The 11864-nt window shown below is 31.3% G+C and carries 14 protein-coding genes; 6 read left to right on the top strand and 8 right to left on the bottom strand.

What is annotated here, in order from left to right:
- Positions 1-327 precede the first annotated feature (327 nt).
- Positions 328-555, top strand: coding sequence for a type II toxin-antitoxin system antitoxin VapB (vapB, locus tag GM661_RS07350; protein ID WP_230869425.1), 228 nt, complete (start codon positions 328-330; stop codon positions 553-555).
- Complete coding sequence (gene vapC, locus GM661_RS07345; protein WP_230869424.1) at positions 555-953, top strand: type II toxin-antitoxin system tRNA(fMet)-specific endonuclease VapC; 399 nt, start codon at positions 555-557, stop codon at positions 951-953. The genes vapB and vapC overlap by 1 nt, the downstream gene beginning before the upstream one ends.
- 151 nt (positions 954-1104) lie before the next feature.
- Here vapC and GM661_RS07340 read toward each other — a convergent pair whose 3' ends face one another.
- The 5 genes from GM661_RS07340 to GM661_RS07320 all read right to left on the bottom strand — a co-directional run bounded on the left by GM661_RS07340 (position 1105) and on the right by GM661_RS07320 (position 5825).
- On the bottom strand, positions 1105-1752 hold the full coding sequence (locus tag GM661_RS07340; RefSeq protein WP_230869423.1) for a DUF998 domain-containing protein: 648 nt from the start codon (positions 1750-1752) through the stop codon (positions 1105-1107).
- A 169-nt stretch (positions 1753-1921) separates the two neighbouring features.
- Complete coding sequence (locus GM661_RS07335; RefSeq protein WP_230869422.1) at positions 1922-2941, bottom strand: DUF4062 domain-containing protein; 1020 nt, start codon at positions 2939-2941, stop codon at positions 1922-1924.
- A gap of 160 nt (positions 2942-3101) precedes the next feature.
- A complete protein-coding gene (locus GM661_RS07330) occupies positions 3102-3749 on the bottom strand; it encodes a DUF998 domain-containing protein (protein WP_230869421.1) in 648 nt (215 codons plus the stop codon).
- A 249-nt stretch (positions 3750-3998) separates the two neighbouring features.
- Entirely contained in the window at positions 3999-5087 is a 1089-nt protein-coding gene (xerA, locus tag GM661_RS07325; RefSeq protein ID WP_230869420.1) for a site-specific tyrosine recombinase/integron integrase, read from the bottom strand.
- Positions 5088-5648: 561 nt separating this feature from the next.
- Positions 5649-5825 carry a hypothetical protein gene (locus GM661_RS07320; RefSeq protein ID WP_230869419.1) on the bottom strand — a complete coding sequence of 59 codons (177 nt, stop codon included), beginning with the start codon at positions 5823-5825 and terminating at the stop codon, positions 5649-5651.
- A gap of 65 nt (positions 5826-5890) precedes the next feature.
- Here GM661_RS07320 and tnpA point away from each other — a divergent pair, with 65 nt between their 5' ends.
- The 3 genes from tnpA (at position 5891) to tnpC (ending at position 8255) form a co-directional block, all read left to right on the top strand.
- Positions 5891-6211, top strand: coding sequence for an IS66 family insertion sequence element accessory protein TnpA (tnpA, locus tag GM661_RS07315; RefSeq protein ID WP_230868043.1), 321 nt, complete (start codon positions 5891-5893; stop codon positions 6209-6211).
- Positions 6205-6561, top strand: a complete 357-nt coding sequence (tnpB, locus tag GM661_RS07310; RefSeq protein WP_125989607.1) for an IS66 family insertion sequence element accessory protein TnpB — start codon at positions 6205-6207, stop codon at positions 6559-6561. The genes tnpA and tnpB overlap by 7 nt, the downstream gene beginning before the upstream one ends.
- Before the next feature lie 98 nt (positions 6562-6659).
- Positions 6660-8255, top strand: a complete 1596-nt coding sequence (gene tnpC, locus GM661_RS07305; protein WP_230869323.1) for an IS66 family transposase — start codon at positions 6660-6662, stop codon at positions 8253-8255.
- Here tnpC and GM661_RS07300 read toward each other — a convergent pair.
- Positions 8252-9487, bottom strand: coding sequence for a carcinine hydrolase/isopenicillin-N N-acyltransferase family protein (locus GM661_RS07300; protein ID WP_230869418.1), 1236 nt, complete (start codon positions 9485-9487; stop codon positions 8252-8254). The genes tnpC and GM661_RS07300 overlap by 4 nt on opposite strands.
- A gap of 460 nt (positions 9488-9947) precedes the next feature.
- On the opposite strand from GM661_RS07300, the gene GM661_RS19150 reads away from it, so the two are divergent.
- Positions 9948-10139 carry a transposase zinc-binding domain-containing protein gene (locus GM661_RS19150; RefSeq protein ID WP_407929653.1) on the top strand — a complete coding sequence of 64 codons (192 nt, stop codon included), beginning with the start codon at positions 9948-9950 and terminating at the stop codon, positions 10137-10139.
- Here GM661_RS19150 and GM661_RS07295 read toward each other — a convergent pair.
- Together GM661_RS07295 and GM661_RS07290 are read right to left on the bottom strand one after the other, a co-directional pair.
- Complete coding sequence (locus GM661_RS07295; protein WP_230869417.1) at positions 10098-10895, bottom strand: GNAT family N-acetyltransferase; 798 nt, start codon at positions 10893-10895, stop codon at positions 10098-10100. The two genes, GM661_RS19150 and GM661_RS07295, sit on opposite strands and share 42 nt — an antisense overlap.
- Before the next feature lie 120 nt (positions 10896-11015).
- Positions 11016-11828: an aminoglycoside N(3)-acetyltransferase gene (locus GM661_RS07290; RefSeq protein ID WP_230869416.1), complete on the bottom strand. Its 813-nt coding sequence runs from the start codon at positions 11826-11828 to the stop codon at positions 11016-11018.
- Between the last annotated feature and the right edge of the window lie 36 nt (positions 11829-11864).

Genomic DNA, 11864 nt, shown 5'->3' with positions numbered 1-11864 from the left:
TAGCATGTGATACAGGTATAGCACAAAGGCTCCCAACCAGCCGAATCATAAATAGCTATTGAATGGATTAATTGACTTAATTACAGGTATCAAACAGTCGTAGCTGTTTTCCCTAGGAGGTGACCATTCATACTCCTATTCAATATATAAATATACCTTATGAAAAGTCTGGTGTCTAGAGGAGCCGTTTGTACACGATAAAATGAATAAAAATACAATGTAATCAAGTTGGAAGATAGGAGGTTAAAATCCTTAAACCAACTTTGATATAAAAAACCGCATAGCTTTATGCTATGACTATATTATACTAGGAGTGTGATTATTTTTATGGATATTGCTAAATTATTCAAAAACGGTAGAAGTCAAGCTGTTCGTCTTCCAAAAGAATATAGATTTGATGGTTCTGATGTTTATGTAAAAAAGTTTGAAGACATTGTTCTCCTAATTCCTAAAGATAGCAAATGGAATTCTCTAGAAACTAGTTTAAATTACTTTTCTGACGACTTTTTAAATGAACGTAATCAACCAAAAATTCAAGATAGAGATGATCTCTAATGAAGTATATGCTTGATACGAATATATGTATTTATATCATAAAAGAAAAACCTAAGAAAGTTATAAATAAATTTCATACCTTAGATGTTGGCGATATATGTATTTCTTCTATAACTTTAGCTGAACTGGAATATGGTGTTGAAAAAAGTCAATATACAGAAAGAAATAGACTTGCACTTGCTGGATTTCTTTCTTCTATAGAAATTCTATTTTTCTCTGATAAAGCTGCTGAAAATTATGGAAGAATCAGGGCCAACTTAGAAAGACAAGGTAATATAATAGGTGCGTATGATTTAATGATTGGAGCACATGCTCTATCCGAAAACCTCATTCTTGTTACAAATAACACTAAAGAATTTCAGAGAATTAATAACTTGTCCCTCGAAAACTGGGCTTAATAATCTCTCTTACTTTGCCACTATTGTGTATAACGTCTCCGTATTGCCGAAGTTCATGAGTTCTAGCCAGACTTGGCTTGAATTCATGAATTTGGGTGCAGCGACAGCGGAACCGGCAATATTTTGTTATGTGAAGTCACTCATTATCTTGTTATTTAACACTATCTTTCATAATATACTTAATAGCAATGATTAATAATGGCATATACATACTTGCCAGTAATAATCGTTGCCAAAGTCCACTTAAACCCACTATAGTATTTTGATACGATTCTTTTTCTGAAACTACAAATAAAACAAATAAAACAAGACTAATTAAGAAAAAAATAAGTGATATTATTGCAGTTGTATTATCATTACTCTTATACAAAAGAAAACATACTATTAACGGAATAAATGTCAAAGCTATAAATCCTAATCCTGCCCCAATTCCATGAACTTTAGAAGCAAGAGTTTCTAATTCTTTACTTGCATTTACACTAAATATACCAGATAAAATACCAGCACCTATTGCAAAAATCAATAGTAAAATAAATCCTATCATTGCATAACTTTTAGACACTGAAGAAAAAACAATATAAAAATTTATAGCAGAATAAATAAATAATAATCCTAAAATTACTAACCAAATATTATAAATTATTGAAACAGGACTTTGAGGACTACCCAAAACACTCATAACTTGTTTAGTATGGCTATATTTAGGATAATAGAACGACAATACATAAGCAACTATAAAATCTCCTAAAATTGCTATTATTAAAATAGCCCAACTTAACTTAGAATTCCATAAATTCATAAATAAACCTCCAATATAAATATTATACTTACGATTTCACATAACGTCCCGCAGGTTTACGAAGTTTCAGTGCCTTATATAGCTCTTATGTTAGGCACTGGAATTTGGGCGAAACGATAGTGGAGCCGTAAACCTTGCTGTTAGATGAAGTTGAAAATCGCTTTCATAGCTACTCATTCTTTGTTTTTTTCTTCTTTATAGATTTTAATTTAAGTAAATATGCACTTCCTTTTTCTGTTAAACTAATGAACTCATTTAATCCCCCATTAGTAGACTTTGCTGCTCTCACATTTATTAATCCCAATGCAGAAAGTTGAACTTTTATTGTTTGAATACAATCATCCTTTATACTTGAAAAAGCTGTATTATAAGCAGAATTAATGCTATTTTTCAAATCACTAGAAAATGATAAATAGTTCTTTGCAGATACCAAGAAAGGTCCTATCGCCTTGAAAATTTCATCCCAAGTTAATTCAACAGTGTGTGATAAATATCGTCCTTTACTAAAACTATCCCTTGGAGGTTTATATTTTGAACCTTTAATTTCAAAAACATCATCTCTACAAGCTAAATTTTCAACTTTCGGTTTGTTTGCCTTTATTTGTTTTTGTAATTCTTTTAATTCTTGTGATAAATTATCATTTTCAATTCTCAGATTATTAATTTGTTCTAATAATTCCGTTGTATCATATGAACTCCCTCTAATCCAACCTAACTGTGGATTTTCGGAAGTCTCTTCTGTAAGACTAATTAAGACTGATGAAACCAGATCTTTTGCAGTACTCCACATTTTACACATTCTATTTTTTGAAACTTTATTCCTAAAAGCTTCTAGTTTTTCTCGTTTATCATCATCCCTTTTATCACTTGGCAAGTTATAAGGATCATTATGCAAAAAAGCTAATACAGGAATATTCTTTGATAAGGCATATTCATATTCTTGTTCTGTATAACTAATACCAGTACTCGGATTAATTGACCCATATCTTGCTGCTATAATTAGAACATAATAATCACAGTTATCTATAATTTTTTTTATATATTTAAACTGTTCGTTATTAGAAGCTGAGAACATTTCCATGCCAGCAGGTATGTACTTAGCATTTAATAATGATTCAATTACTGCCTTTCTTTCTTGAACTAGATCTGAAAATGTCGAACTAAGAAATATTTGATATCTCTTTTGCATTTTTTATAGACCTCCACTAACTTAATTTTCAATTTCATCTAACGTCTCCGTATTGCCGAAGTTCATGAGTTCTAGCCAGACTTGGCTTGAATTCATGAATTTGGGTGCAGCGACAGCGGAACCGGCAATATTTTGTTATGTGAAGTCACTCATTATCTTGTTATTTAACACTATCTTTCATAATATACTTAATAGCAATGATTAATAATGGCATATACATACTTGCCAGTAATAATCGTTGCCAAAGTCCACTTAAACCCACTATAGTATTTTGATACGATTCTTTTTCTGAAACTACAAATAAAACAAATAAAACAAGACTAATTAAGAAAAAAATAAGTGATATTATTGCAGTTGTATTATCATTACTCTTATACAAAAGAAAACATACTATTAACGGAATAAATGTCAAAGCTATAAATCCTAATCCTGACCCAATTCCATGAACTTTAGAAGCAAGAGTTTCTAATTCTTTACTTACATTTACACTAAATATACCAGATAAAATACCAGCACCTATTGCAAAAATCAATAGTAAAATAAATCCTATCATTGCATAACTTTTAGACACTGAAGAAAAAACAATATAAAAATTTATAGCAGAATAAATAAATAATAATCCTAAAATTACTAACCAAATATTATAAATTATTGAAACAGGACTTTGAGGATTACCCAAAACACTCATAACTTGTTTAGTATGGCTATATTTAGGATAATAGAACGACAATACATAAGCAACTATAAAATCTCCTAAAATTGCTATTATTAAAATAGCCCAACTTAACTTAGAATTCCATAAATTCATAAATAAACCTCCAATATAAATATTATACTTACGATTTCACATAACTACTATCTTTACGTATTTCGTATAAATACAAAATTTAGATATATAACGAATTTCGTAAAGATTTATCTTTACGTATTTCGTGAAGATATCCTTTGGCTGAAGTGTCTTATTGCAATATTTTACTAATTTATATAAATTGTATTACAACTTTTATATATTTGTCAATAATAAAGTCTTACTCTTGTTTAATAACGCATTATATTTTCACTGATTTTTTAGTAGTTGGTCTAATGGGCTTTTAATCTTTTTATATTGTGCTTTACTTACATGGGTATATATTTCTGTAGTTTTAGTACTTTTATGACCTAAAAACTCTTGGATATACCTGATATCAGTACCGTTTTCTAAAAGATGTGTTGCAAATGAGTGGCGTAATGAATGAACAGATACATCTTTTTTTATATTTGCTTTACTAACTGCTTTTTTAAAGATTTTTTGAACAGACCTTACGCTTAAATGTTTTTCTCCCCGTCCTGGAAATAACCATTCATAAATTTTATATTTTGATCTATATGCTCGAAGATACAAAAGAGCCGTATCAGATAAAATTGTATATCTATCTTTTTTACCTTTACTTTGAGGGACTCTTAACATTTTCCTTTCAATATCAATATGATTCATCTTAATTTTAACTACTTCACTTACCCTTAAACCTGAAGAATAAATAAATACCAATATTGTTTTATGTTTTAAATTATGAGTTATTTGAATAACCTTTTTTATTTCATTTAGACTGAGTACCTTAGGGAGTCTTTTCTTTTTTTTAGGTCTGGTCAAATTAATATCTATTTGATTTTCGTTTAATACCTTTTTATAAAACAGCTTTATAGCACTAATAGCTTGATTAACATAAGAATGGGAACAATTCCTAATTTCAAGTAAATATAACAAATAACTTTCGATATCCCTCTGCCTAATAGAAATAAGCTTACCTTCGCTATATAGAATAAATCTTTTTAAATGACATAGATAATTCTTATAAGTATGTGTACTATAACCTGATAATTTTATAACTTTTGTATATTCCTTTAATAAATCATTGTATTTTTTATTAATGATCATATTACAATTTTTAAACCTTAGTAATGATTCATCTAATTTAACTTCTTCATTTTTAAATAAGAAAAACAATTTTTTTAGTACTTTTCTATCACCAGGTATTTGCCAGTAATTTTTGCTTTTTATATATCTACTGTCGTTTATTTTTTTCAACTTCTCTACAATTAAAGATGAGTAATTAAATTTAACAATTAAAAAATTACCATCACCACCGCAAAATAATTTTATAAACATAAATAACCCACCTACCCTTTCCTAATAAAAAATATTAATGAAATATACCTTAAGTTTGAAATTTGAACATTTGTTTGTTTTAGTATATAACAAATTTCCTTTAATTTCAAATTTTTTATATTTTTCTTTTATTTTTATTTTTATTTTTTCCTAATAAATTCAACAACTACCGACTAAGTCGATAAATCTCGCTGTAGTAAAATTGAAACCTGGCCGAATCCAAAAAAGACCATAATCTGCCTTAACGCAAACTATGGTCATTTCACACTAGTTTCTAACTCTAATAATTTGGAAAAATCTTTCTTGCTCTTTTTAAAAAAATTTCAAAATCATCATCAGTAAAAGGTTTATTAATAACTTGTTCCTCAAATAAGTAGACAACCTAAAAGTAGATTGCTTCTCTACTATTGATAAACTTACTGCTGCTGCCAGGGAAAGCTCATATATTTTCAATCCTTCATTCATTTTACTTAATTAACTCAATTAATTCAGGGGTTTAGACGCTCGACTATTCTTTATCAAGACTACATACTGAAAATAATCGATGGGTAATCCAATTTCTTATTTACACAAAACATATTTCTTCCTGAATTCCTCCGCTCTGTTTGTTAATTCAAGAATAAGCTTACTTAATTCCTTATCATTTTTATTATCAATTACCTTATCAATCTGCAAAATAAATTCCTGCTCAATTTCATCCCGTTCTTTTTTAACATTATTAATAAACGTAAGCGTCAAATATAACCCACATTCCTTACAGCCGAAATCTATGAGATAATTTCCCTGAGGGAGGTTATTTGAAGATGAATAACAAACGTGAAATCTGGATTGAAAGAATCCAGGATTACAAAGCAAGTAGTTTAACTGCTGCCAAATGGTGTGAAGAGAATGGTCTAAACATTAATTCTCTAAGATACTATATTCATAAATTTAATAAGGAAAAGAAAGAACAGGAATCTAGTCAAACTAAATGGACAGCTGTATTCCCTGCCCGAGCAGAAAATAACAATTCTGAAACTAAAACCATAAAAATAACTATAGGTCAGGCGATCATAGAGGTCGTTCCAGGTTTTGATTCTAATACTTTTGAAACTCTTATCAGGATTCTTAAAGAACAATGTTAAATCAGCATCATATCAATAAAGTATATTTATCCCTGGGGCCTACAGATCTTAGGAAATCAATCAATGGCCTATCCTTAATAGTTCAGGAGAGCTTTAAGCTCAATCCCTTTTCTCATGACCTCTTTGTCTTCTGTAACAGAAAGCAGGACAAACTCAAGATTTTGGAATGGGATAATGATGGTTTCTGGTTACACTACAAACGCCTGGAAAAAAGTAGATTCAGATGGCCTGATGGTACTACTGGCTCTACAGTAATGATTGATGAAAGACAATTCAGGTGGTTACTTGATGGTTTATCTATTCATCAAAAAGGTGCTCATCCTGCCGTTAAAGAAAGAATAATCATCTAAAACAAACTTTAGACAAAAGCCTCAAAAACATTGTAAAACCAGAGCTTTTATGCTTAATTTTAGTATCTTTTTTCTCCTAAAAATGATATAATAGACTTATGAAAACTACTGATAAATCAACGATTATACAAGTTAATAAAGAAGAAAATCAAGAGCTATCTTTAGAAGATAAAATTGCAAGACAGGCTCAACAAATTGAAGAATTGACAGCTAAATTAAACTGGTATGAGGAGCAATTTCGCTTAAACCAACAAAGACGATTTGGTGCTTCTAGTGAAAAATTTAATTCTAATCAGTTATCAATTTTCAATGAGGCTGAACAGGAAGCTAAGGTCAGTCTCAAAGAACCTGAACTCGAGGAGATTACATATAAAAGACGTAAGGGCAAAAACAAAAAGAAAAAGTCCTTCGAAGATCTCCCTGTTGAAGTCATTGAATATCATCTAGATGAAGCTGAGCAGATCTGTCCGCAATGTGGTAAGCAACTTCATGTCATGAGTAAGGAAATTAGAAAAGAATTAAAGATTATTCCTGCTCAGGTTAAGGTTGTTGAACATGTTCGTGATGTTTATGCCTGTAGAAATTGCGAAAAGGAAAATATCACAACTCCAGTAATTACTGCTCCTATGCCTAATCCAGTTTTAAAAGGGAGTTTTCTCTCTCCATCGTTACTGGCATATATCATGGATACCAAATATTCTCAAGCAGTACCTCTTTACAGACAGGAGAAACAATTTAAGAATTTTGGCATTGAGCTATCCCGTCAAAATCTGGCTAACTGGGTAATCCATGGAGCCAACAACTGGCTTAACTATCTATATGATAGAATATATGAATATTTATTAAAAGAAGATATCGTACATGCTGATGAAACTACACTTCAGGTTTTATCTGAAAAAGGTAAAGCAGCTAAAAGCAAATCATATATGTGGCTCTATGCTACTGGAGTTTCCAGTCCACCGATCTACTTATATGAATATCAACCTTCCAGGGCTAATGAACATCCGAAGAAATTCTTAACTGGATTCAGTGGGTTTCTTCAAACCGATGGCTATGCTGGGTACAATAGTGTTCAGGACGTCACCCAGCTCGGATGTTTTGCTCACGCTAGACGTGGTTTCACAGATGCCTTAAAGGCATTACCTAAAGGCTCTGTTCACTTAAAAACTAATGCTGAGGAAGGTCTGAATTTCTGCAATCGACTCTTCCAGATTGAACGGGACTTAAAAGACTTATCAGCTGAAGAAAGATATCAAAAACGCCTTGAACAAAGCAAACCAGTTCTGGAGGCCTTTTTGTCATGGCTAAAAATCAAGGAACAACAGACTTTACCTAAAAGTGGTCTCAGCAAAGCTATTAAATATTGTCTCAATCAATGGCCTAAACTAGAAGCCTTTCTCCTGGATGGTAGACTAGAGATCAGTAATAATCGGGCAGAAAGAGCAATCAAGCCCTTTGTTATTGGGAGAAAGAACTTTCTATTTTCCAAGTCGGTAAAAGGAGCTACAGCCAGTGCCATTACTTACAGTATCATAGAGACCGCCAAAGCAAACAACTTAGTACCATTCTTTTATCTAAAATATCTTTTTGAGAAACTACCCAACATTGATCTACAAAATATAGATGAATTGGATGAATTATTACCTTGGTCTCAATCTATTCCGGAAGAATGCAGGATTCCTCATAAGAATTAGCCTATCATAATGTCCTCAATTTTTCCAGGTGGGGACGTTTTGACGCTTACCTTCCTGAATTCCTCCGCTCTGTTTGTTAATTCAAGAATAAGCTTACTTAATTCCTTATCATTTTTATTATCAATTACCTTATCAATCTGCAAAATAAATTCCTGCTCAATTTCATCCCGTTCTTTTTTAACATTATTAATAAACCAATTATAATTGCCTATCATTTTTTGAGAAAACACCCTCCACTTATGATTAAATCTAATTGCCGTATCGAGATCTTGAAGATATTTTTGATTAGCATTTTGTAAAGTAAAGGCAAAAGGTTTATACAAAGAGACACAGGGATTAGGTGCACCTGTAAACCAGATAAAAAATTTATCATCTAGATAATCAACTATTAAAGATGAGGTGGTCTCTGATTTTATTATTAATCCCGGGTGCATACAAACTGACTTCATTCCTCTCTTAATCGTGCCTTGACCATTATGACTTCTTAATAACTCTATTAAACTAAACAAGTCCAGGTCCTGACTTTCCAATTGGGCCAGTACATAATCTTTTCTCTGTGCCCCTTTAGTAAAAAATGACATAATTTTATTTTCATATTCCTTTCTGAAATTGATATCAGTATTTTTCAGATTAGTTGAAGTATAATCATTCTCAATACTATATTTATTGGAGATAGCCGCTTTACTTTTTACCTTCCTGACAGCCCATTTCTTGGCAGATGTTTCGATGATATAAGCCTCTGTAAAATCCTTAACTAGAAAAGAGTTAAAATATTTTAGGCTGCTTTTAAAACCACCATCACCACCTTGACCATGAAGCTCAATTAACCTGGTAATGAAATCTACTGCCTCTATTGCCTTCTGACAGTTATGTAAGGCCAACCTTAAAATATCCATACCCAATAGACCATCTTCTGGAACCCTTTCTCTGGAAAAAATCGCTTCATTGCCAATGGCAAGCCCATATTGATTAACACCCATTTCGGCCCCCCAGATCCAGGTGGGCCTGGAAATAAAAGCAGTATAGGGGTGTTTATACTCACAAAAAATACTCTTCAAGCGAAGGAAAGGTTGTCTATACTTTTCCAGTTCTAGTTCATAGGGTCTATTCCTCAACTCTCTTGCTGGATCCTGTGACAAATATATTATTTGTCGTTCTTGCAGATCGCGATCAGAGTTTTTGGCAAAATAAGAATGCTCTCTGTTTTTAAAATAAACCAATGTATCACACATTACTATCCCTCCATTGAGTGTTGTACAATTTTATGCCAAATAAGAATTCCAGGATAAAAGGATAAATACTCCTCAAGTTTATTAGGATTTAAAAATGTTATCAACTCAAGATAACTAAATAATTCCTCTAAACCACCTATCTCTCTAGAATACCTGTTTTTTGGGAAAGAGCAAAATCATTTGCTAAACAAACTCAGAAAATTAACAGAGAATGATTCTAAACTGGAAAATTTACTATCCTGTTTAGCCGAACGAGAAGATTTACTGCATTTAGTTCAAAAAACGAAAAGTCTTAATACTAAGGAAATAGAAAAGTTCATTCGGATAATAAGAATAGTTAAAGAAAAGCCATGATAAAATTATAATAATCATGGCTTTTTTCGTTAATATAAGGAGCGTAATTAAATTTGTGTAAATAGTTATTGCAAAATATCATTATAAATTCTTTTAATTTCACTTTATACCTCAGGTAACCTCAAGTTACTTTAAATCTCTCTCCCTTTGCTTCACCTGTCGTAATAGGCATTGTCCTAAATGCCAGGGTATTGAACGAGAACAGTGGGTTCTTAAACAACAGGCTAATAGTTTAGAGGTAAATTCCTTGCTTTTTTTAAAAAAGAAGTCTCAGCTGCTTTATTTTTTCTTCTATTAATTCTCGCAATTGCTCTTCAACTGAATAAGGTCCAAATGTAAGCCACTCTTTATCCACTAAAATAGCATTATCTATACCCCATTCTTTTAAAACTTTTTTATCAGATGTATCATATTCTTTATATACAACCTTTTCTCCATACTCTTTAACAATTTTCTTAGTTAAATCACTTTCAATATTAAGATCTTGACACCATCCGTCATTAAATACATTAACTAAAACTTTATCTTTAATTGTATCCGGTAATTTTTTTGGTTTAATAAATTTAGGTTTTGCAACATCATCCTTAAATGTTTTCCAAACTAATATTCTTATTCCATCCCTATCAATCTCAGTATATCCATGTTTTATATACCAAGAAGCAGGCATCCATTCTTCAAATGACATTCCCCAAGCTATAAGTGCATTTGCTCCTTTATCTTTTACATCTTTTTCAACAGCATTAAGAAGTAATGTACCTAAACCTCTTTTTTGAACATTTCCAGTACCCTTATCATATCCTTGAATCCATATGCATTGGATAAGATAAACATCTTCTCCCTCAACAAATGATTCTTCTGCTGGTAAATATTGAACCATTCCTAGAACATTTTCTTTTTCATCCTTAATAATCTTTACACAAAGTCCTTTTCTTACCTTCTTATTATACCATCTCCGTTTTCTTGCTGAATAAAATTCCTCATCCCAAGTTTTTAGACAACATAAATAATCATCCATCTCACTTTTAGATAAATTGACTACTTTATATTTTCCCACAACATTATTACCAACCTTTCATTTTTTTATCCACGCAAATATTTCACATACCGTAAACCTTGCTGTTAGGCGATGGACCATGGCCCACGTTTAAATCCATAAAAACTCTTAATCTAATATCTATTTAGAAAATCTATATTTTCTTAACCATGATTTTGCATAATCCACCCCATCTTTTATATCAAATAACTTACAGTTTGCATTACCAACTTTACCTTTATGTACTATAATATTTTCTTCAAAATTTTGCCCAATTAGTTCAAAATCATCTGAATTATAATCATAGTCATCAAACCATCTCCAAACTTTTTTGCCCTTATCTAACATTGCAGTGCCTACGCGTTTCATGGGCATTTCTTCTATATATGATTCTGAAAGATGAAAACTAGTGCACGAATCATATCCCACTCCCAACAATAGAACTTTTGCTCCTAATTCATATATCTTTCCTAGAGGTGATTTCATACCTAACTGTGGTGTTAAAAAATGTTCCTCAACAATTTCTTTTGCATACTTACCATTAGCAGAAAATGATACTTGTGGATGATCTGACCTTAATGTATTAGGAAATGTTCTAAATAATTCTGCAATACATCCCATTCCTCTTGTTGGTGTTTTATCAGGTTCAAATGCTGGCATATTTTCATATATTATATCTATCCATTCTTTGGGAACAGGAGGATTTTTCCATTCTTCTGGATCACTCCAATCTCCGCTATGAGCTGGCATAACTAATGTCCCTTCTTTTCCTAAGACATTCATTATTGCAGTTATAACAGATTGTGCACCACCGCATACCCATCCTAAACTTGATAAGGATGAATGAACTAATAAGATATCACCACGATTAACCCCAAGTTTTATTAAATCTTGGTATAAACTATTTATTGTAATTGGTTCCTTTGTTTCAGAAATTATAGAACCCTCACTCATATCTTTCACACTCCTGTATTATATTCATGGTCTTTT

The organism is Iocasia fonsfrigidae (assembly GCF_017751145.1).
Classification (GTDB): domain Bacteria; phylum Bacillota; class Halanaerobiia; order Halanaerobiales; family DTU029; genus Iocasia; species Iocasia fonsfrigidae.
This window is presented reverse-complemented; position numbering and strand designations above follow the sequence as displayed.

Excerpts from the sequence above, each read along its gene's own strand:
- vapB (WP_230869425.1), top strand. The coding sequence starts at position 328 with ATGGATATTGCTAAATTATTCAAAAACGGTAGAAGTCAAGCTGTTCGT.
- vapC (WP_230869424.1), top strand. The coding sequence starts at position 555 with ATGAAGTATATGCTTGATACGAATATATGTATTTATATCATAAAAGAA.
- GM661_RS07340 (WP_230869423.1), bottom strand. The coding sequence starts at position 1,752 with ATGAATTTATGGAATTCTAAGTTAAGTTGGGCTATTTTAATAATAGCA.
- GM661_RS07335 (WP_230869422.1), bottom strand. The coding sequence starts at position 2,941 with ATGCAAAAGAGATATCAAATATTTCTTAGTTCGACATTTTCAGATCTA.
- GM661_RS07330 (WP_230869421.1), bottom strand. The coding sequence starts at position 3,749 with ATGAATTTATGGAATTCTAAGTTAAGTTGGGCTATTTTAATAATAGCA.
- xerA (WP_230869420.1), bottom strand. The coding sequence starts at position 5,087 with ATGTTTATAAAATTATTTTGCGGTGGTGATGGTAATTTTTTAATTGTT.
- tnpA (WP_230868043.1), top strand. The coding sequence starts at position 5,891 with ATGAATAACAAACGTGAAATCTGGATTGAAAGAATCCAGGATTACAAA.
- tnpB (WP_125989607.1), top strand. The coding sequence starts at position 6,205 with ATGTTAAATCAGCATCATATCAATAAAGTATATTTATCCCTGGGGCCT.
- tnpC (WP_230869323.1), top strand. The coding sequence starts at position 6,660 with ATGAAAACTACTGATAAATCAACGATTATACAAGTTAATAAAGAAGAA.
- GM661_RS07300 (WP_230869418.1), bottom strand. The coding sequence starts at position 9,487 with ATGTGTGATACATTGGTTTATTTTAAAAACAGAGAGCATTCTTATTTT.
- GM661_RS07290 (WP_230869416.1), bottom strand. The coding sequence starts at position 11,828 with ATGAGTGAGGGTTCTATAATTTCTGAAACAAAGGAACCAATTACAATA.